Here is a 20,959-nt window from a genome sequence, read left to right on the forward strand (position 1 = left end):
CCCCGTGCCCGCCCTCCCCGTGCCCGCACCCGACGGGGAGAATTCCGGCCTTGATGAGTTGCAGCGACAGCGAATTCGCACGGTGGTGGAGGCTAAACCCGCTTGTTACAACCACAATATTGAGACGGTGCGTCGGTTGCAAGGGCCGGTGCGGAGGGGGGCGAAGTACGATCGCTCGATCGACGTTCTGCGTATTGTTAAGCAATATGACCCTACTATTCCCACAAAATCCGGTTTGATGTTGGGGCACGGGGAAACCGAAGCCGAGATAGTCGAAGCGATGACAGATTTGCGGGACGCCAAGTGCGATCGGCTCACCCTCGGTCAATACATGAGACCATCTCTAGAGCACCTCCCAGTGCGTAAATACTGGACGCCGACCGAATTTGACCGCTTCGGGTCGATCGCGCGGGAGATGGGGTTTGAGCGCGTGCGATCGGGGCCTCTCGTCCGCAGTTCCTACCACGCCGGAGAGAGCGATTGAAACTAATTTGAATTCAACTCGGTATAAACTTGTTACCAAGAAATTGGGTATAAAGCCCCGTCCTTCTAGGACGGCTTTAATTAATTATCAACTTTTGTTAATTGTTTTCTTGAACTTTCTTGCATTGTGTTCATTGTAGAGTACAATAACTAGACTACAGGTAGAATAACCGCCGATACACATGAGACACCACGCTCAAACGACGGGTCGGAAAACAATAATGGTTAGTGGGTAGCGAAAACCACGAAAAACATCGCTGGGCTAACTAATGTAAGCCAAAATCAGAGACTAAACTTTTTATTTCTAAAATGTACTGTCTAAAATGTACTGTGGGGCACACAGAAACAAGAGAAGCAATTCTCGAAAGCTTGGGGAGACAAACCCTCGCGAGGCTATCTAAATTAAGCTCGATATTTGGTTCTTTTGAACGGATACCAGGTTTAAACACTGCCGCAAGGATAGATAGTTTTAAGGTAGGTCGCAGAACCAAGAATCCCCTCGCCTTCAGGCAGGGGAGCAATTGCTAGGATGATATTTTCCTAGACTTTTAGATAATACTCATGACAATTGGTGTAGACTGAAGTAGCCTGCATAAAACCATCAGTAATGATGACTTGGACTTTCTCTCACTTCTCTCAAGCTGTCGCTTGAGAGCATCTCTGTAATCCTTGCGGTTCGAGGTTGGTCAAAACCAGTGAAGAATACACCTCCAAAATTTGTGCAAAATACGGTGAGAGCCATAAAAGTTAGGTGGCTCTAAAATTTTTCAAGCCCCCAACTGTGGTTAGAAAACACCCAGTTTGAGTAGCGCTTTAGGGATTTTCCTTAAAGCTTTGTGGGATACCACCATACTCTCAGACGTATCTGATGAGTGTGCTATCTGAAGATTTTCGCCGATTGTCGGGGATTGTCTGAATTAAAAGTATCAGTGTCAAAAAAAATAACTCTAGAGGATTGTGCATAAGTGCGACGCTCTCTGCTATTTGTAAAGAGAGTGACATTATCAATTAGGAGCTTTACCTATGCCAGAGATAGCGAAGAACCAATTAAAATCCGACTCCGTGATGAAAACGGGCAAATTCCCTTACACATTTCGCGCAGGCTGGTTTCTGTTGTTGTTAGCCATCAATTTTGTGGTTGCAGCCTTTTATTTCCATATCATTGAATAGTTCTGCAAGTTAACTTTTAGCAGACCCTGCTGTTCTCGACCTCAACGTCGGAGAATAGGAGAGAAGGAGAGGGGGAGAGGCAGAGAGTTTTGAGTTGGCGAGAATATGACTTCATTCTTCTAACTAATGACTACTGACTTCTTCCCTCTTCCCTCTTCCTTCTGACTCCCGACTTTTGCTCAATAATTCATCCGTGTATCCGTGTCAAAATCCGTGTCGTGCCTTCCTTCTTCCTTCTCTACCGATTTCTCGACGCTTCTAGCTTTGACAATCGCTCTTGAATTTTAATAACATCTTGCTTAGTTTCAATTGCCAAAGTTGCTAAATTGTCAAACATCGGGTCTCCCGACAGCGTTCGAGGATTTGTCCGACCAGAACCGGAAGGAGACGGAGGCCGGTTAACTCTAGAACCTTGGTTCTGCAAGCTGTAGATTTGTCCCCTGAGTTCAGAAATTTGCCTTTCTAATTGAGTAATGCGAAACTCTAATTGAGTTGTGGATTGAGCGGGCGTGACAATTGGCGCAACAGTAATTGCTAAGGCGCAAGCCAGACATAAAAGACAGAATGTTAGGGCGCGATGGCGAATCTTTTTCGGCATAGCTTTAATAATTTAAATTATACCAGTTCTACGATAACAAATCGCCGATATTTTTTGCCTCTATCAGAAGTAGGTCTTATGGCAACTAGGAACGTAGCTATTTTAATGTTCGATGATGTCGAGGTACTGGACTTTGCCGGGCCTTTTGAAGTGTTTTCGGTGACATCAGAATTAAGTAAGGGCGAGCGACCTTTTGCAGTCTCTACCGTAGCCGAACATTCCGGTGCTGTCAACGCCCGTAATGGTTTGAGTGTAAATCCCCACTGCACGATTTCCGATTGTCCGCCACCGGATATTTTAATTGTACCGGGAGGACAAGGTACAAGAAAGTTAATCGATAATTCAGCAGTTATTAACTGGATAAAAGATTGTTCGCAAACAGCAGAATTAGTGCTTTCTGTCTGTACGGGTTCGCTGCTTTTGGCAAAAGCTGGTTTGTTGGAAGGTTTGGAAGCAACTACCCACCATCAGGCATTGGATTTATTGAAAAAATTAGCGCCCAACACAACTATTATCGAAAATCAGCGATTTGTAGATAATGGCAAAATCATCACTTCTGGGGGAATTGCTGCGGGAATTGATATGTCTTTGCACGTTGTCGGCAAACTTTTGGGTAGAGCACAAGCTGAACAAACAGCAGAGCACATGGAATATAAAATTGGGAATTGGTAATGGTGAATCTAGTTAATTGCACATTTTATTTGTACGGACACGGCATGAACCCTTAGTGTCTATTTAAGTTTCAAATCCTTTGTATCTCTCGTTTATAGCCGAAATTAGATCCCCCTAAATCCCCCTTAAGAAGGGGGACTTTGACGCTCTTTTTCCCCCCTTCTTAAGGGGGGTTAGGGGGGATCGAGAGACTTATTAGATGGACAAAATACTGGTAAATTTGGACGTTAACTTAACACCAAGGGGCATTGCCGTGTCCATACCCCATACCCCTAGCTAATCAAGTATCTTCGCCCCAAACTTTTAGTTGTAAATAGACTAATATCAAAGCTATAGCCATCAGGAAAGTTGCCGCTGCGGCTGCATAGCCAAAATCAAATTGCGAAAAAGCTTGCTCGTAAATATAATAAACTAGCAAATTAGTAGAGTTCAAAGGCCCGCCGCCGGTGATGACGTAAACTTGCTCGAAACTCCGCAGAGTAAAAATAGCAGTAGTGACAGTAGCAAATACTAAAGTCGGCCGCAAACCGGGTAAAGTGATGTACAAAAATTGCTGCCAAGCATTAGCTCCATCCAATTCTGCGGCTTCGTAACGATTTACCGGAATTGCTTGCAATCCTGCTAAAAATACTACCATATTAAAGCCTAATTGTTTCCAAACACTCAGCAGAATGATCACAGGCATTGCCCAAACTGTGCTGCTAAGCCAAGGAATTGGATTTAAGCCGATCGCACTTAGGGCATTATTCACCGGGCCTTCGGTTTGAAACAACCACCGCCAACCCAAGCCAACTGCAACTAAAGAGGTAATCGAAGGAATAAAATAAGCGGTGCGGATAGCTCCTCGCCAAGCAAACGAGCGATTTAGCAAAACTGCTAAGCCCAATGGAATCACTAAACTGGGAATGACTGTTGCAGTAGTAAAATAGAGCGTGTTTTGGAGAATTTGCCAGAAATCCGGGTTTGTGACTAGACGCCAGTAGTTGTTGAAGCCAATCCAACGCACTCCCGACTGGGTAAAGCTGCCGCTGGTAAAGCTGAGGTAAAATAAATAGGCGATCGGCCAAATCAAAAAAGTACCCAGAAACAGCAAAGCTGGGGCCAGAAAAGTCCAAGCTGCGATCGAATCATTATCCAACCAGTTAAAACGCCCAAATTTAATCCGAACCATTGGCTTGTAAATTTTAGCTTTTAGTTTTAAATGATATCACAATATAGGTCAATGTCAAAATGAACCTTCTCGATATATTAGCCAATTTACCCACTATAGAAACTGAAAGGCTCCTGCTCCGAAAAATCACTTTAAACGATGCGAGCGATATGTTTGAGTATGCCTCAAACCCCGAAGTATCACAATACACAATGTGGTCAACTCACACCTCGCTCGAAGACACTAAATACTTTCTCAGGTCACTTACAAAAATGTACAAAAGACGAGAGCTTGTAGATTGGGGAATTGTCCATAAAGCCGAGAAAAAGTTTATCGGAACTTGCGGATTTGTGGAATGGAGCATGACGCACAGCCGCGCGGAAATTGGCTACGCACTTTCTAGGAGATATTGGGGCGAAGGATACATGAGCGAGGCTGTTAATGCAGTTATTGAATTCGGTTTTCGGGAGATGTTGCTGAATCGAATTATGGCTCGATGTGAAGTTAACAATATTGCTTCGGCTCGCGTGATGGAAAAAGTGGGGATGCAATTGGAAGGGGTATTGCGACAGCACCTATTTGTGAAAGGCAGATATTGGGATCTAAAACTTTATTCGATTCTCAGGGAAGAGTTTTTTGAGAATATTGTAGAATAGGAGTGAATCAGTAAGTGACAAAATAAAATATACTTAGGACTTACGCAATATCTCCATGTAGAGTGCGCCGAAGCAAACCTTACCCTTTACCTCTATAGTAGAATACGAGTGAATAGTTTTTATCTTTATGACCAAGAATTTCAAAGGTGGTACCCGCCACGTGATTTATCCGTGGGTTCAATCCAAAATCTAAAATCTAAAATCCTCACGCCCCCGAATTTATCCGTGGGGTCGCCTCCAAAATCTAAAATCTAAAATCTAAACTCGAATGACCGCTAATCCAGTATCTGTTAATTCCCATGCCTGCCTGATTTCTCCTGAGATTGGCAAAAGTGCGCTCGCTCCGGCTCATCCTCCATTAAAATTAGGAGTTTTAGCATCAGGAAGCGGCAGCAACTTCGAGGTAATTGCCCAAGCCATCCAAAACAAAGAGATCAACGCTAAAATCCCAGTATTAATTTACAACAACCCAGAAGCAAAAGCCGCAGCCAGAGCAGAAAAATACGGCATTCCCTCCATTCTTCTCAATCACCGCGACTGCAAAAGTCGCGAAGAATTAGATACAAAAATTGTCAAAACTTTTCAAGAGTATGATATAGAATGGGTAGTGATGGCTGGTTGGATGCGAATTGTTACCGAAGTTTTATTTGATGCTTTTCCCGATCGCGTTATTAACATTCACCCCAGCTTACTGCCGAGTTTCCCAGGAATTCGCGCCGTCGAGCAAGCACTGGCCGCCAAGGTTAAAATCACCGGATGTACGGTGCATATCGCCCGTTTAGAAGTAGACAGCGGGCCGATTTTAATGCAGGCTGCGGTGCCCGTATTGCCTGATGATACCGCAGAAACGCTGCACGCGAGAATTCAGGTGCAAGAGCACAAGATTATGCTCGGTGCGATCGCACTTATTGCCGAATCTAATCAAAAATATTGTGACTAAAAACCTTACCAGTGCCGCATCTATCCCCAAATTGCCCGTCAGCGAATCACCCGAAACAGGCCCGCCGCTGACTCCGCCCAAAAACGGAGAGTTGCGAATGACTTACAGCATATTCCATTTATATGTGGTACACATAATCTGATGGCCCGTGTAAGGTGCGTCGCCACCCGTCAATCTGTAAGTTATATCCAATATCTCGTAGCGACGCACCTTACAGATTAAAAGCACACAATTAAGGTTTCTACTGTACTTCATAAACCACCGAATATGCTGTAAGTGCTGCAAAGATCAAAATTTTAGAGTCTTGTTCTAGGTTCCCGATTCAATGCGAGAGTCAATCTAAAATCTAAAATCTAAAATCTAAAATCGAATGATAGACTCGAATCGCCTGAAATTAATTCTCAAAGAAAGGCTCAAAAAAAGCATCGGCCTCAAGGGAGAATTCTATCTGCCTTGCTTGCCATCGATGCTAGACGACTATCTTAAATTAATCTCAGACTTCTTAAACATCCTCGGACAAAACATCGACGCTGCCCAAACCGAAAACTTGCGAACATTAATCGCCAACGCCTTAGCAGAAGGATTCAAAAATTCCCCCCACGCTAATCTCATAGTCTCCTATTTTCCCGCCAATTCCCAAAGCGGTTTAGCCGGCGGCATTACTCTGAATACCAAGATTCAAATCGAATCGATGGCCCAGAAATATCATAGCTGGCCGGATATTCGCCCCGAACCTTTATTCGGCAGCCATCCCGATGCCAAAGTCATCGCCATTGCCGCCGAATTAGGCGAACCGGGAAAAGCACCTATTTTAGATGTTGGTGCGGGCCCAGGGCGCAATAGTCTGCCTTTAGCAAGGTTAGGCCATTCTGTGGATGCGATCGAACTAACACCGATATTTGCCGAGAAATTATCAGCAGCAGCCACCGCCGAAAACTTGCCGATAAATGTCACCCAAGGCGACGTTTTAGACCCATTATTGAGAATGAAAACTTATCGGTACAAATTAGCCATTGCTACCGAAGTTCTCTCTCACTTCCGCTATCCCGAACAAATTCGTCTTTTCCTCGGCAAAATGTCCGATGCCGTGTTAAGTGGCGGGTTTATCTTATTCAGCACTTTCTTAGCTGTAGATGGGTACGAACCCGACGAGATAGCAAAACAAATGTCTGAATTGTGCTGGTCTTATCTGATTACCAGACAAGAATTGCAAGCAGCAATAGAGGGTTTGCCGTTAGAAATTATTTCCGATGAATCTGTGATTGAATACGAACAAAAACATTTGCCTGACTCTGCGTGGCCGCCGACACCTTGGTTTGTCAGTTGGGCCAGCGGGCGCGATTTATTTCCTGTGCAAGAAACACCGCCGTTAGAGTTGCGGTGGATACTTGTTAAACGCTTGTAAAGAGCTGTTTCTTTTATGTGGGCTTATATCATCTCCGGTAGCATCGGAATTAGGTAATGCGAGCGGGGATCACGCGATTTCATCCAAATATATGATTCCGATGCCACCGGAAACTATATTACCGATAGGTCAAATTATTCAACCTGCAAATTACAAAATCCTTCGGTATCTTTTCCTGTTCTAAACGAATTGTTTGCTTGCATAAATCAGCAAATAAATCATGCTCCTCCGGTGTCAGGTAAAATAAGTTAGCAACCTTGCACAATTTACCCGGCACAGCAGATTCCTGAAATGTATCGAAAGTTTCTCGATCCATCATAACAGAAATTGTTTGATCAAAATAAGACCTTAACTGCGAAAGAATCTGGAACCCTTGGGCATCCAAATCGCCCCAGTAAATTATTTGGCAATCAGTTAGCCACTCAACATCTTTTAAGATAGCTACATTAAATCCCATTCCCCACAGCGCAAAGCTGTTGCTTAAATCGGGTAAGGTGCGAAAATTCATTAGATTTTCAGTAATAATAAAGCGGTATCCTTGAAGACTGCGACTTTCAAAGTCAGAGATGAGTATACTCATCTCCGAGGTGCTAATGCCATACTTCACCTGTAGGTTTTGATCCAAAGCTCTGATAGTTACCGATGGCTCAGCATATCGCAAACCAAATCGCTTTTCAAAATCATTTTCTTCTTGATTAATAGCATCATCTGGCAGGATAGCTGACAGCAATTCATTTAGAATACCTTTATTTTGTTCGATGAACTTAGTGTGAACATTTATCGGTAGTTCGCGAATATAAAGCTGAGGTTTGGGATGGTTCTGAAAATACAAGCATACAGGCAATAAATTCTCCCAGTTTCCTAAGTGATTGATTACTTTTTGAGGATTTTGATTGAGCCAGATATTCAAATCAGGAATTTCATTTCTAATCCTTGCTACAACTTGTTTAAAATCCGCAACTTCAGGTTCCTTATTCAGGAATTTGAGATAATCTGTCTCTGTTTCAAATGTAATTCGGGATGGTAAAGACTGGAGATCAAATTTGCGAGTTTTCCGCTGGATCAGCTCAACTTGATACCCGTAGCCAACGAACTTTTTTGAGCCTTTCAGAAGTTGCTGTACAGCATCTCTTAGCTTCAGGTAGTCGTCGGGAATTTTGCCAGCGGGAAAATCTCGCGGGAAAAAAGGTTCTCCCTGGAGCAAGGATTGCAGGAAGGGAATATATAGTCGATCGGCTTTTTTTCTGATTTCTTCGGGGGTAATCATAAACAGACACAGTTAATTGGAAGCCATTTGTTTTAGACGCAGCTTTTCTAGGGATATATTATAAACCTTGGAGTCGTTCTCTTCACGGCTGTTTTCAACATAGTAAGCAGAGCCTACATAATCCTCAACAACGTAGATTTTGTCTTTGGGCGTAACTACCAGAAGCTGAAGATTTAATTGTTTAAATAACTCCATTGCATACTTTGCATTTTCTTCATCTAACTTGCTAAAAGCTTCATCAATGACCACAAGACGAAATGACTCAGATTTTGTTTTATCTTGTACTAATCCGAATTGATGGGCAATAGCTGACGCTAGAATGGTGTAGGCTAATTTAGCCTTTTGCCCGCCCGATTTTCCCGAGGAATCGGAGTAATATTCCTTCTGAGTGTGGTCATCTTTATTTTTAACGCTGACTGAGAAATTAAGCCACTCACGCACATCGGTGACTTTTTCTGTCCACCGCTTATCTGACTTGAGGCGATCGATCAGGTCTTTAATTTTTTCAAAGCTAGCTTCGTCAGCTTCAGAAGTTTGCTCAACGCCTACATCACGATAGCACAACACCTTCAATTGATTTTTAAATTCCTTAATTTGGTTGTCTCGGTTAATTTCCGATTGGACTTGTATATAAGTCGAGTCTGTATACTCAATCACTTTTAAGGATTGATTTATCTCGTAAATCTTTTGTTCTATTTCACTTTTCCAGTCTTCTAACAGATCATTAAAATTAGAAATAGCGTCACTAATTTGCCGATCTAGCAGTTCTTTAAACTTTTGTTCATGTGCTGGTAAATCATCTCCTTCTATCCTTGCTAGCATCTTTTTGAACTCAGGAAGCGCTTCTAATGATGCGTCAACATTGGTGGTTTCTTCGGGATACTCTCGCTTGTAACTATCCATCTGTTTGTCAATGCTTCTTTCCAAAGAAGAAGTTAACTTGCTCGCGTCGTTTATTTGACTCTGGTAAGACTCCTTTACTTCAGCTTCCGAAGGATCGATGTTGAGGAGCGTCAGATTTGGATTTTTGAGACTATCTTCAATTTTAGGAGTATAAGTCTGAATCTTTTCGGATGTGCATGATGTCGATAGCCTGTCGCATTCCTCCCTCTGTTGTTGGTAATGCTCGATATCGCGATCGAGAACCGCAATTTTTTTGTCAGCGCTAGTTTTATCTGCTTCCTTTGTCTGAATGTCAGCGCTGACAGCAGCTAGTCTTATTTTCAAGTCATTTAGGCGATCGCAACTTTCCTCTAACTCCTGCTTTTGCTCTACTAGCTTCTGCTTCTTGCTAGCATCCGGTTTCCAGTCGATCGCAGAAAAATTATTGAATTCCAATAACTTTTCTAGCAGCTTCTTTTGCTCCTCGCACTTTTCTTGTGCTGTTTCAATCTCCTTTATCGCTTTTTTTACTATATCAATCTCTGCTTGACACTCCTGCAATTTAGCTTCACAATCCTTGATTTTCTCAGAATTGTCCCATCCCAAAATATATTGACTTTTGTCGTTGATTCGATGGCGATCGTCTTTTTCATGTCTATTCCCCTTTTTCATCAAGCCATTTTTTCTAATAGCATAATTCTCCCGCTCGAACCTATCTAAATCTTCACAACAGATGCAGCTACCAAATGTGTTTAATAAATCATTAGTCAGCCAAGTAATATATTCATTATCAGGTTTAAGATCCAATTTATTAAACAAGGAATTCTTATCTAAGTTTCTAGTTTCCTGATGTAAATTTTTAGTGGAAAGTTTCTCATAAACTACGCGACGACCCAGATTAGTTCGATCGACATATTTAGTGAATTTATGGTAATGCCTTTCAGGAACTAGGAGTCGCAGTCCAAAGTTGTGCAGCAGTTTTTCGATTGCCCCTTCCCACTCGCCTTCTCCATCCTTTACCTTCAGCAGTTCGCCGACAAAAGGAATTTCTTCCTCAGCAATTTCCGCCTCAGCAATTTCCAAAGCAGTTAATATTTTTTTTCTTAGTTGGACGTTTACACCGGGAATCTGATTTTTTCGCTGTTTTAAAGATTGCAGTTCTTTGTCTAACTCAGTGTAAATATTTTCACGTTGTTTCTTCTTACTTGTTTCCTCATCGCGTTGACTTCTTAATTTTGTGATTTCTTCGGTAACAGTTTTTTGCCTTTCCTCCGCCTGGATTGCAGAACTATTAAATGTATCCCGGTCACTGTAAGCTGGAAATCCTATACCTTCAGCAATTTTATTATATTTTTTGGCTGCTATTATATAATTATATATCTGTCCCTCTAAAGTCTTAATATCCTGTTCTAAATCTTTTATTTGCCGTCCTTTATCGTCATTTTTAATGTCTATTTTTAAATTTAGCTCTTGCTCTTTCAAGCGTTTTAAAGCCCCATTTATTTCTACTAAATCGTGGTTGACTTGAGTATGTTCCTGTTGTTTCTCTACCATTACTGTTTGCAACAAACCGATTTTACGCTGAGCAAAATAGGCCGGGACTACTCGCAATACTTCCTTTAATTCATCCAGATTACCCTGGACATTTTCGTACTGGTCAGAATCAGCAATTAGCGGTTTTAAAATCTCTACCTGTTTCTTTGCTTCCTGCAGTTTTTCATGAGAAAAGGTTAAATTTTCATAATGTTTATTTAGCTTTTGTATTTCCTCCTCAACATTAATTTTGTCCAGCATATGACCGCGCACAAACTCATTTAATTCTCCAATTTCTTTGATGCTGACTGTCTGATTGAATAAATCGAAAGCTTTTTCAGATTCCACACCAAAGGTTTTGCGAAAGTGTTTGCTGTAGTCAACAAATGTGTCAAAGGTTTCTATTTTTGGTTGAAATAAAGACGCTAATTGCTTTTTTAATTCTGGGAAAGTTTCAAAATTATTAAAGTGTGCGGCGATGCTGAGTTCACCAGCAGCAACCACAAACAACTTTTCAACTTTCTCTTTTACACACAAAACCTGAGCCAAGGTGACGTGCTGTTCGCATCCTTTGTTATAGAAATAAGCGAGTAAAACTGAATAATCATCTTTGGTACGCAGGTACTTCGGTTTAGATTTGTGGTCATCTTCACTTTTAATTGTGCTGTAAGCTCCGAGTACATAGGTCTTTTCATCTCGATCTCGCTTTCCCTTTTCTGAACCTGAAGCCAAGTTATAATTCCGCTTTATACTCGGCACCAGCAATGTCAGCAGTGCATCAACCAACGTCGATTTACCCGAACCATTAGCCCCCGTGAGCAAGGAAGTGTAACCGCCGGGGGCGATCGTACCCTGATGAAAAGTTCCCCAGTTTAATACTTCAAGCCGATGTAAGCGGTATCCAGCTTTGGAATTGTCTGGTTCAAATTCAAGCATTTGATTTGTCCTACGCTTTTAACTCTTCTTTGATTTCCTTCAATTTGTCAGCGGGAATTTTAGCTTTGAGGATGCGGCGAACCTCATATTCGCCTTCTATACCCTTTAACTCTTTTAAAAAGTGCAACTTGACGGCTCGATCGATCGTACTGTCAAATTTTTTTACAAGCTGTACGTCATTAGTTTGCTCTTTAAAAAACGGACGCATTAAATCGTGAATTTTATATTTAGACAGAATGCAGCGAGTGGAATTAGAGGTGCTGGCCTCAAATTCTAGCAATTCCTCGCGCAATAAAACACATAGTACCGTAACTTCCCAACTCAAGGCAACTCTCTTAACCAGCCTGGGCAGTGGTTTTGCTTGCTCGTCCTCATCCTCGCGATCGGGCTGCTGTAAATAAGCATACCCTTCTTCTTCATTTAAATAAAGTGTCACGCCAATTTTCCCGAAGTATTCTTTGACGTTTCGTTCGTTGTTCAATAGCATACCCCAATCACTGTCATCGTCATACAGAATACCTTTTAGTAATTTGATGATTGCTGGTGCGTAGGGTGCTATAATGTCGTTTTCTATCATTAATTTACTCTCCTTATCTTTTGAAAATAACTTGTGGAAGTGTCAGGTGCATGAGGTTTTCCTTGTCAGAGTAACTGGCGATGTCTATGCGATCGCTCGCGGAGTCATCGATCGCGTGTTTTCGATCGCCAGAAGCGATCGCCAAATAAGCAATAACTTCAGATAAACCATTTTCCACCGGATACCTCTCAATTATTTCAGCTAGCGTTACCTGATGTTGACTTTCCAACATTGCAGCAATCCGCTGCTTCAATACTTCCTCATCCACATAACAATAATTTCGGAGTTCCTCAAGTTTATCCGTCGATAAATCGACATTTTCCTCGCTAAAGTTGTAGCTTTTAAAGATTCGCTGTTCTGTGGGTTTCCACATCGGTCTTTCCATCACCATTTGCACTTCCGGGTCGCCTTCTATCCAGATAAATTCCTCAGTTTCTGGAGGATTATCCACCACGGTAAGTGCTAATTTTTTAATTTGGGAAATCAGTTCTTTCACTCGCCTGTTCTCTGCGATATGCTGTTCTGCCAGCATTTTTCGCAACTGTTCGGCAAGACGATAATTAGAGTCAATAATTTTTTGGCTAGCTTTAATCAGACTGCGTTTAATTATTCGGAGTAGGGGATTTTTTTTACCCAAATCTTGAAGTTCTGGCAAGCCATATACCCCATCAATCATTTTTTCCAATTCTTCCTGTTTGGAAGGATCTGCCATAAAATTTCGGAAGGCATAGAAGCTACGCCCCTGATCGGATTTTCTAATTTCTTCATCCGCGTCAATTACCTGTGCGACAACTAACCCCTTTCCCCCCTCCTCTTTTAGCTGTGCCTTTTTCACTTTGTCCGTGATTGCTTTAAAATTTTGCTCGACTTCTCCAAAGTCAGCAAGCAGCCGACGCGCCACATCATTAGCTTTAAGAAACCACTCTTTGAGCTTAGCTTCGCTGTAGCGCTCAACCTCACCAGTTTGTTCGATGGTGTCGATTTCTTTCTGAATTGCTGCTTTTTGTTTTTCTAATTCCTCCAAACGCACTTCTGGATCTTCTGTACTTTTAGTGACAATTTCTTTGAGAAGTGCAAATATCTCTAAAAACTGGGATTCAGTGCCAATAAACTCTCTCCTTTTCAAATCTTCCAGCCAACCAATCGCCCGATTAGTACCCGGTGCAAGTTCAAAAACCGGATCGTCATTTTTTGTTAAATAATATTTCTTCAAGAACTGATGATCGCTATTGCACCAGGTGTCCAGGTAAGTTTGTGCTTTCCCACAATATCGTTCCGGTTCGTGTTCGCACAGATTCTCTAAATAATTTTCAAGTTTTTCTACGAGTTCTGATTGGGAAACGGTAATCTGATTTGAAGACTTGAACTGGCGATACAAAAAACTGATAATTAATGGTGCGTTGTCAGTTCTTAAAAGCTTGAGGCTAGGCTCATTTTTTAATTCATATTCTATGCTGTCATGTTCCATATTTAAAAACTTATATTAACAATTTAATTGTCTTAAAGATTGAGCTTAAGTATTTACAATTATGACTTATGAGTGCTAGTAAAATTATTTTACTAGCACTCATAAGTCATAATTGTTGAAACTTAAACCTCGGAAGCCCGCAATTGTCCGCAGGCTGCATCTGCCTCTAAGCCGCGAGAATACCGCACGCTAACTGCAATTTTCTTTTCCTTCAAAGTCGCAACGAAACTGTTAATTCGATTGGGAGTCGGTCGCTTATATTCAGCTTCCTGAATCGGATTGTAAGGAATCAAATTGACGTGACACTGAAAACCGCGCAAGTGAGTTGCTAACTCGGCTGCGTGTTCCGGCAAGTCATTCACACCTGCTAAAAGTACGTATTCAAAACTCAATCTGCGCCCAGTCGATCGCACATATTCCCGACATTCTGCGATTAATTCACCCAAAGGATAAGGGCGGGCGCTAGGAATTAACTCTTCGCGCAATCTTTGATTGGAAGCGTGGAGGCTGACGGCGAGGGTAACTTGCAGTTGATGTTCGGCTAGTTGGCTGATGCGATTGCGAATTCCTACTGTAGAAATGGTGATGTTTCGCTGTCCAATTCCTACATCTTGATTCAAACACTTGACAGCAGCTACAACATTATCGAAATTCAGCAGGGGTTCGCCCATACCCATAAATACGATGTGGCTGACTCGGCGGCCGAAATCTTGTTGTACTGTCAAGACTTGATCGACGATTTCGTGTTTTTCTAAATTGCGCTTGAAACCGCCTTTTCCGGTAGCGCAAAAGTCGCAGCCCATCGCGCAGCCAACTTGGGCTGAGACGCACACAGTCAGTCGTTTATCGGTGGGAATGCCGACTGTTTCAATGATTTGACCGTCTGCCAATTTTAAGAGATACTTTACCGTGGCGTCTGGTGCGACCGATCGATAGTGAATAGTCGATCGCCCGATCGGGATTTTAGCAACAGTCTCGCGCCACTGTTTCGAGAATACAGAAATATCAGAGATCGATCGGGCACCTTTCTCATAAATCCACTGGTACAACTGCTTTCCGCGATAAGCCGGTTGTCCCTGCTGCTGCACCCACTCCGTTAACTCAGCTAAACTCGCCCCCAACAAGGGCGGAATTTTACCCGACTCAACAGCCAAAGCAGCAGTCTTGCGAGACTGATTCGCACCCTTGGAATTACCAGAAGAGTACACCTGAGAAACGGAAGTAGGAGACATAAGTCATCAGAAAATTTAAAGCCACCCTCTATATTAAAACTTCTAGACCAAACCTGCCGTTAATCCTCCAGAAGGCGAAGTCTCGATCCCCCCTAAATCCCCCTTAAGAAGGCGGACTTTGAGAATAATCCGGTTCCCCCCTTTTTAAGGGGGGTTAGGGGGGATATTATTGTGGACTCACAAAGAAAACTCCAGACACAAATGTCCCCAACAAAGTTAATTTTTGGCAAAATTCCCCAAATATTGCGTGTAAATGACCGCCGCCCCCTAAAATAAACTCTGGAGTTTGTTCAAGGGTATGCAAATTTGACAGCTTTCCATCACAATTAATGCAACTTTTATGGTGCTAAATATTCTTGCGCTGCCCTTAGCGTTTCAATTTACATCGCCGGGCCCAATTATCTTTGAACTTGGCCCCGTAGCCATCCGCTGGTACGGGCTGTTGATAGCTTCGGCCGTCTTGATTGGGGTCAGTCTGTCCCAATACTTAGCTCAAAAACGCCGCGTCAACCCGGAATTATTGGGTGATTTGGCAATTTGGCTGGTTTTGGGCGCTATTCCCTGTGCTCGAATTTATTACGTGGCTTTCGAGTGGCAGCAATACGCCCAGAGGCCTGAAGATATTATTGCGATTTGGAAAGGCGGAATTGCCATTCACGGGGCGATTTTGGGTGGCACGATCGCAGCTTTAATTTTTGCGAAAATTCAGCGAGTTTCTTTTTGGCAATTGGCAGATTTAATCGCGCCTTCGGCAATTCTCGGTCAGGCGATCGGACGCTGGGGAAATTTCTTTAACTCCGAAGCTTTTGGCAGTCCTACGGATTTGCCTTGGAAACTCTATATTCCGCCCAACAGCCGCCCGCCCGCCTACGCTAATTTTGAATACTTCCACCCCACATTTCTCTACGAATCCCTGTGGAATTTGACAGTATTTGGGTTGCTTCTGAGTTTATTTTTTCGCGATGTGCAGGGCAAAATTAGCTTGAAAACGGGTGCTTTATTTTTGATCTATATCGCGGCTTACAGTTCCGGTAGAGTCTGGATTGAAGGGTTGCGGACTGATAGTTTGATGTTCGGGCCGCTGCGGACGGCACAGATGGTAAGCTTGACTGGGATTGTGTTAGGGTTGGGCGGGTTAGCTTGGCTTTATTTGCTCGATCGACCTTTACCCGATGTTGTCTCCCCCAATAGCGATCGGGCAAAGATCACTCCGAAATTGCCAGAGGATCAATAAAAAACCCCAGAGAGGTTAGTCTCTAGGGTTCAAAACCAGGGTGCATCTACCATCTATTACTTCCAACCAAAATAGGTACATCCGGAAGCGTCCGTAAATTTAGCAAATTTGTTAGCAGCAATGAGTTTGACAGAGATTGAAGCCCTAATTCCAGGGGTATACATTGTAGGTGCAGGCCCGGGAGACCCGGATTTGTTGACTGTTAAGGCTCAAAAATTACTGGCTGCAGCCGATGTCATATTATTTGCTGACTCGCTAGTGCCAGAGCAAATTTTGCAGGGGGTACGCGCAGATGCTGAAGTGATCCAAACTGCGGATAAGACCCTCGAAGAGATTGTACCTTTGATGGTGCAACGAGTGCGCGACGGAAAAAGCCTCGTCCGTCTGCATTCCGGCGATCCCTGTCTCTACGGGGCCGTCGGGGAACAAATGCAAGCTTTGGCCTTGGAGGGAATTGCTTTTGAGGTAATCCCAGGAATTAGCGCTTTCCAACTTGCGGCGGCTAAACTTAAAATTGAGTTGACAGTTCCGGGAGTTGTGCAGACAATTATTTTGACGCGAATTAGCGGCAGAACCGAAGTACCCGATCGCGAAGAATTGGCGAGTTTAGCGGCTCATCAAGCGAGTTTGTGCCTGTATTTGAGCGCCCGCCATGTCGAAAAAGCTCAAGCTAAATTGATGGAACATTACCCCTCGGATTTGCCGGTAGCGATTTGTTATCGCTTGGGCTGGTCGGATGAAAAAATTGTGCTAGTTCCCCTTGACAAAATGGCAGTTGCTACCCGCGAAAATAATTTGATCAGAACGACAATGTATGTGATTAGTCCGGCGTTGGGAAAATCAGCACAAGGGCGATCGCGCTTGTACCATCCAGAGCACGATCGGCTTTTCCGTCAGTAGTCAGTTGGCAGTTGGCAGTTGGCAGTTGCAATGCCCAATGCCCAATTCCCAATGCCCAATTCCCAATGCCCAATTCCCAATGCCCAATTCCCCATTCCCCATTCCCGATGAAAGATTTAACTCGCAGACAATTTATCATTGTCACCGCATTAAGCGCCGGATTTACCTTAGCAGTTCATCCTATTGCGGCTGCCGTTATCAATACGGATGCTGCTGGTTTAGTTGCCGGTGAGGTAAAAATTCCCGTAAAAGACGGCTCAATTCCAGCCTACAGAGCAATGCCCGCCAGCGGCAGCAATTTTCCAGTAATTTTAGTAATTCAAGAAATCTTCGGAGTCCACGCCCACCTTCAAGATATTTGCCGGCGTTTGGCAAAATTAGGTTATTTAGCGATCGCCCCAGAAATGTTTGCCCGTCAAGGTGATGTTTCTAAAATCACCGACATTCAAGAAATTAGGAGTAAAGTTGTCTCGAAAGTTCCTGACGCTCAAGCTATGTCGGATTTAGATGCTACCGTAGATTGGGCACAAAAGTCAGGAAAAGGCAATACTAATAAGTTGGGAATTACAGGATTTTGCTGGGGTGGCAGAATTGTTTGGCTGTACTCTTCTCACAACCCAAAAGTCAAAGCAGGAGTAGCTTGGTACGGGCGCGTGGTTGGCAATTCTACGGATTTAACTCCCAAACAGCCGATCGACATTGCAGCCAGTTTGAAAGTGCCCGTATTGGGGCTTTACGGGGGCAAAGACCAGTCAATTCCCAACGATACAGTTGAGAAAATGCAGGAAGTTCTCAAAACTGGTAGCAGCGGTTCGGAAATTGTGCTTTATCCAGATGCACCGCACGCTTTTAACGCCGACTATCGCCCCAGTTACCGGAAAAAAGAAGCTGAGGATGGTTGGAAACGGATGCAAGATTGGTTTAAAAAGTATGGAGTTTCTTGACAGTTGTAAGCTGTTAATTTTGACTTAAAACTGGTTTGAAATACTCACCGGCTATCAGGCGCGGTGATTCTTGACGCTTCATAGGGTTCTGCTACCGGAGTAGTCTGACAATCCCTCTGCGCCCGTTTTGAGTCGTGGCGATTCCCCATCCCGACTTTTTGTATGTTCCTCGAAGCATTTTGATCTCTGTCTTGCTCAGTGCCACAACTAACACAAAGCACTGAACGAATAGACAAATCAATTTTGCCCCATTTAAAACCACAATCCGCACAAACTTGGCTAGTAAATTCCCACCTACTAATTACCTGAAATTCTCTACCAAACTTTTCAGACTTAGCCTCACAGAGAGTCCTGAATTCTCGCCATCCTTGCTGACTAATTGCCCGTGAAAGCTTCCGGTTTTTCACCATTCCTGATACATTCAAGTCTTCCAAAATAATCACTTGGTTTTCGTTGACTACTTTGGTTGATAATTTATGCAGGAAATCTTTGCGGGCATCGGCAATGCGGTTGTGCAACTTAGCAATTTTGATTCGGGTTGCGTTTCTCCTTTTAGAGTCTTTTGGTTGACGAGCTAATTTGCGCTGGAGTTTGCGAACTTTCCGGTCTAATTTTTTGTAGTTAGGGCTTTCGGCTTTTTCACCATTGCTCATCACTGCAAAAGTTTTAATCCCCAAATCGATTCCGATGCTTTGGTTTTTGGCATCAGAATGAACGGGTTGAACTTCTACCACAAAGCTTAGGAAATAACGATTTGCACAATCTTTGATTACCGTGACTGAGCTAGGTTCAGATGGAATTTCTCTTGACCATATTGGGCTTACAATACCAATCTTGGCTAAATAGACACCGCCATTTTTTAGAGAAAAACCGCCAATCCTAAATCGGGCCGACTGGCTATTTGTTCTTTTCTTGAACTTAGGATAACCAACCTTACGACCTTTTCTCTTCCCCTTGCAGGAATCGAAGAAGTTTTTAAAAGCTGTTTCTAAGTCTGCTACAGATTGCTGTAGAGGAATATTAGAAACCTCGCTCAGCCAAGCTCTTTCTTCGGTCTTTTTCGCTTGGGTTATTACGATTTTTTGCAAATCAGACGAACTTGGTTTTTTTTCAGACTGTTTACAGAGAGCCAGACTGTCGTTCCAGACCATGCGGACGCAGCCAAACAGCCGAGCCAAGCTCTGTCTCTGTTCGGTCGTCGGATAAAATCTGTACCGGAATCTCGCCTTCATGGTTATACTGAATGTTGGTCTGTAAGTTTGATTATATATTGGTCTGTAAGTAATGACAACAGTTTACCGTCTCGAACGCAATTCTGTTACAGAACTTAAAATACACTTGGTATGTATAACAAAATATCGTCGGTCTGTATTCACGAGCGAAGGTCTTGATTTGATTGAAAAGTCGTTTCGAGAAGTAGCCCAAAAAATGAACTTTCAAGTGCTAGAGTTCAACGGGGAAGCCGATCATGTTCATACGCTGATCGAGTATCCGCCTAAATTGTCGATATCTCAAATAGTTAACGCACTCAAAGGTGTTTCCAGTCGTCGATACGGACAGGCTGGACACAAAAAACCCCACAAAGAAGCATTATGGAGTCCTAGTTATTTTGCTGTTTCTGTTGGGGGTGCGCCTTTAGAAGTTTTGAAAGAGTATATTAGAAATCAAGAAAAGCCGTCCTAGAAGGACGGGGCTTGTATCCCATTTTTCTTGGTCAAGTTTGGGATCGAAAAAGGCAATATTAGCGAATAGCCCTTAAGACAGGTGGGTTTGTGGGCGCGACATTGGTAAACTGAGCGGTGTAGAATTATCGATCGAACAGGTAAGCCCGTGCTAGACGAACAAGCTAAAAAGACCATCTTGCGGAAAATCCCTCACGGATTGTACATCTGCGGTGTCAAAGACGGGGAGGAAGTCAACGGTTTCACCGCTAGCTGGGTGATGCAATCTTCTTTTACCCCTCCCTTAGTTGTCAACTGCGTCAAGCAAGACTCCAAATCCCACGCCATGATCAAAGCCAGCGGTGTCTTTGCTTTGAGTTTCCTAGAAGCAGGGCAAAAAGAGTTAGCCCAGAAATTCTTCAAGCAGCAGCGTCGCGTTGGCAATAAATTTGAGGATGTAGAATTTTATCCGGGCGCGGAAACTGGTTGTCCGATTATCTCGGATTCTCTGGGTTACATCGAGTGCAAAGTTGTCGGGGCTGTGGAACACGGGGATCACACGGTTTATGTGGGAGAAGTTCTGGCTGCAGGCGTCCACCGAGAAGGCAATCCGTTGCTGCTAGAAAGCACCGGTTGGAATTACGGCGGCTAAAGACCTCTGGCAGTTGGCAACTGGCTGTTGTCAGTTGTCAGTTGTCAGTTGTTAAGGGAGGCGAGTTAAAATTAATAAAAAATCTGCGACAATTTTGTCGGCATTTTCTTCTGTCAAAATTGGTACGTGTACGAAAATACATTTGGTGCTAAGTTGAGAATCTGCAAGGTGTTTTAAAACTGCATAATACAGGGCTTCGCAAACAAATTTTCCTGCTTCGTGACTGATTTCTGTGGCGGCTAAATCAGCGACTAGCGGTTCGAGATTAACTGCTGTTTTCAGAATGTCGCTATCGCAGCAAGCGCAGGATTCTACGGTTAATTTTTGCCGACTTTCTGCCATGCCACAGCAGATAATAGTGTCGGGTTGGAGTTGGTTGATTTGGGCGATCGCTAAATCAGGTGCTAGCTGGAAATCTACTGGCAGTTTCCTCAAAAAAGTCAGGGAATCAGGCCAAGATTTGATTTGGGAAATCTTGGCTAATAAGTCGTCAGAAGAGTTGGATTGCTGATGGGGAAGCCAAGTATCAAATGAGGTTAGCAGGATTTTGGTTGTCATAAATGATGGGGGATTGTTAACGGTTGACTGTTGACTGTTGA

The 20,959-nt window shown here is 43.2% G+C and carries 21 protein-coding genes; 12 read left to right on the forward strand and 9 right to left on the reverse strand.

Annotated features, from left to right (window positions below):
- Both QUB35_RS32930 and QUB35_RS32935 read left to right on the forward strand, forming a co-directional pair.
- Positions 1 to 484 (forward strand): lipoyl synthase (locus tag QUB35_RS32930; protein WP_333146253.1); only part of this gene is annotated, 484 nt, incomplete at its 5' end.
- Positions 485 to 1,506: 1,022 nt separating this feature from the next.
- A complete protein-coding gene (locus QUB35_RS32935; protein ID WP_333146255.1) occupies positions 1,507 to 1,653 on the forward strand; it encodes a photosystem I protein PsaX in 147 nt (48 codons plus the stop codon).
- A 238-nt stretch (positions 1,654 to 1,891) separates the two neighbouring features.
- Here the strand turns inward: QUB35_RS32935 and QUB35_RS32940 are convergent, their stop codons facing one another.
- On the reverse strand, positions 1,892 to 2,251 hold the full coding sequence (locus QUB35_RS32940) for a hypothetical protein (RefSeq protein WP_333146257.1): 360 nt from the start codon (positions 2,249 to 2,251) through the stop codon (positions 1,892 to 1,894).
- 78 nt (positions 2,252 to 2,329) lie between these two features.
- On the opposite strand from QUB35_RS32940, the gene QUB35_RS32945 reads away from it, so the two are divergent.
- Positions 2,330 to 2,923, forward strand: coding sequence for a DJ-1/PfpI family protein (locus QUB35_RS32945; RefSeq protein WP_333146259.1), 594 nt, complete (start codon positions 2,330 to 2,332; stop codon positions 2,921 to 2,923).
- A 280-nt stretch (positions 2,924 to 3,203) separates the two neighbouring features.
- Here the strand turns inward: QUB35_RS32945 and QUB35_RS32950 are convergent, their stop codons facing one another.
- Positions 3,204 to 4,094, reverse strand: a complete 891-nt coding sequence (locus tag QUB35_RS32950) for a sugar ABC transporter permease (RefSeq protein ID WP_333146261.1) — start codon at positions 4,092 to 4,094, stop codon at positions 3,204 to 3,206.
- A 59-nt stretch (positions 4,095 to 4,153) separates the two neighbouring features.
- Between QUB35_RS32950 and QUB35_RS32955 the strand changes: the two genes are divergently transcribed.
- The 4 genes from QUB35_RS32955 to QUB35_RS32970 all read left to right on the forward strand — a co-directional run bounded on the left by QUB35_RS32955 (position 4,154) and on the right by QUB35_RS32970 (position 7,074).
- Entirely contained in the window at positions 4,154 to 4,729 is a 576-nt protein-coding gene (locus QUB35_RS32955) for a GNAT family protein (protein ID WP_333146263.1), read from the forward strand.
- A gap of 268 nt (positions 4,730 to 4,997) precedes the next feature.
- Complete coding sequence (purN, locus tag QUB35_RS32960) at positions 4,998 to 5,669, forward strand: phosphoribosylglycinamide formyltransferase (RefSeq protein WP_333146265.1); 672 nt, start codon at positions 4,998 to 5,000, stop codon at positions 5,667 to 5,669.
- On the forward strand, positions 5,662 to 5,811 hold the full coding sequence (locus tag QUB35_RS32965; protein WP_333146267.1) for a hypothetical protein: 150 nt from the start codon (positions 5,662 to 5,664) through the stop codon (positions 5,809 to 5,811). The genes purN and QUB35_RS32965 overlap by 8 nt, the downstream gene beginning before the upstream one ends.
- A gap of 228 nt (positions 5,812 to 6,039) precedes the next feature.
- Positions 6,040 to 7,074, forward strand: coding sequence for a class I SAM-dependent methyltransferase (locus tag QUB35_RS32970; protein ID WP_333146269.1), 1,035 nt, complete (start codon positions 6,040 to 6,042; stop codon positions 7,072 to 7,074).
- A 118-nt stretch (positions 7,075 to 7,192) separates the two neighbouring features.
- Here the strand turns inward: QUB35_RS32970 and QUB35_RS32975 are convergent, their stop codons facing one another.
- The 5 genes from QUB35_RS32975 to rlmN form a co-directional block, all read right to left on the reverse strand.
- Positions 7,193 to 8,341 (reverse strand): Wadjet anti-phage system protein JetD domain-containing protein, encoded by a 1,149-nt coding sequence (locus QUB35_RS32975; RefSeq protein WP_333146271.1) that lies wholly within the window; start codon positions 8,339 to 8,341, stop codon positions 7,193 to 7,195.
- A 12-nt stretch (positions 8,342 to 8,353) separates the two neighbouring features.
- Positions 8,354 to 11,692, reverse strand: coding sequence for an SbcC/MukB-like Walker B domain-containing protein (locus QUB35_RS32980; protein ID WP_333146273.1), 3,339 nt, complete (start codon positions 11,690 to 11,692; stop codon positions 8,354 to 8,356).
- Between the two features lie 10 nt (positions 11,693 to 11,702).
- A complete protein-coding gene (locus QUB35_RS32985; protein WP_333146275.1) occupies positions 11,703 to 12,269 on the reverse strand; it encodes a DUF4194 domain-containing protein in 567 nt (188 codons plus the stop codon).
- A gap of 13 nt (positions 12,270 to 12,282) precedes the next feature.
- Entirely contained in the window at positions 12,283 to 13,737 is a 1,455-nt protein-coding gene (locus tag QUB35_RS32990; RefSeq protein ID WP_333146277.1) for a DUF3375 domain-containing protein, read from the reverse strand.
- A 122-nt stretch (positions 13,738 to 13,859) separates the two neighbouring features.
- A complete protein-coding gene (rlmN, locus tag QUB35_RS32995) occupies positions 13,860 to 14,969 on the reverse strand; it encodes a 23S rRNA (adenine(2503)-C(2))-methyltransferase RlmN (RefSeq protein ID WP_333072679.1) in 1,110 nt (369 codons plus the stop codon).
- 340 nt (positions 14,970 to 15,309) lie between these two features.
- Here rlmN and lgt point away from each other — a divergent pair, with 340 nt between their 5' ends.
- The 3 genes from lgt (at position 15,310) to QUB35_RS33010 (ending at position 18,047) form a co-directional block, all read left to right on the forward strand.
- Positions 15,310 to 16,203, forward strand: a complete 894-nt coding sequence (lgt, locus tag QUB35_RS33000; RefSeq protein WP_333146279.1) for a prolipoprotein diacylglyceryl transferase — start codon at positions 15,310 to 15,312, stop codon at positions 16,201 to 16,203.
- 120 nt (positions 16,204 to 16,323) lie between these two features.
- Positions 16,324 to 17,103: a precorrin-4 C(11)-methyltransferase gene (gene cobM, locus QUB35_RS33005; protein ID WP_333146281.1), complete on the forward strand. Its 780-nt coding sequence runs from the start codon at positions 16,324 to 16,326 to the stop codon at positions 17,101 to 17,103.
- A gap of 65 nt (positions 17,104 to 17,168) precedes the next feature.
- A complete protein-coding gene (locus QUB35_RS33010) occupies positions 17,169 to 18,047 on the forward strand; it encodes a dienelactone hydrolase family protein (RefSeq protein WP_333146283.1) in 879 nt (292 codons plus the stop codon).
- A gap of 44 nt (positions 18,048 to 18,091) precedes the next feature.
- Here the strand turns inward: QUB35_RS33010 and QUB35_RS33015 are convergent, their stop codons facing one another.
- Complete coding sequence (locus QUB35_RS33015; protein WP_333146285.1) at positions 18,092 to 19,279, reverse strand: transposase; 1,188 nt, start codon at positions 19,277 to 19,279, stop codon at positions 18,092 to 18,094.
- A 52-nt stretch (positions 19,280 to 19,331) separates the two neighbouring features.
- Between QUB35_RS33015 and tnpA the strand changes: the two genes are divergently transcribed.
- On the forward strand, positions 19,332 to 19,730 hold the full coding sequence (gene tnpA, locus QUB35_RS33020; protein WP_333146287.1) for an IS200/IS605 family transposase: 399 nt from the start codon (positions 19,332 to 19,334) through the stop codon (positions 19,728 to 19,730).
- A gap of 147 nt (positions 19,731 to 19,877) precedes the next feature.
- Complete coding sequence (locus QUB35_RS33025) at positions 19,878 to 20,360, forward strand: flavin reductase family protein (protein WP_333056840.1); 483 nt, start codon at positions 19,878 to 19,880, stop codon at positions 20,358 to 20,360.
- 51 nt (positions 20,361 to 20,411) lie between these two features.
- On the opposite strand, the gene QUB35_RS33030 is transcribed toward QUB35_RS33025, so the two are convergent.
- Complete coding sequence (locus tag QUB35_RS33030) at positions 20,412 to 20,918, reverse strand: pyroglutamyl-peptidase I family protein (protein WP_333146289.1); 507 nt, start codon at positions 20,916 to 20,918, stop codon at positions 20,412 to 20,414.
- Positions 20,919 to 20,959: the final 41 nt, after the last annotated feature.

The sequence above is a fragment of the Microcoleus sp. B13-B6 genome, assembly GCF_036705405.1.
In the GTDB taxonomy this organism is placed as follows: Bacteria; Cyanobacteriota; Cyanobacteriia; order Cyanobacteriales; family Microcoleaceae; genus Microcoleus.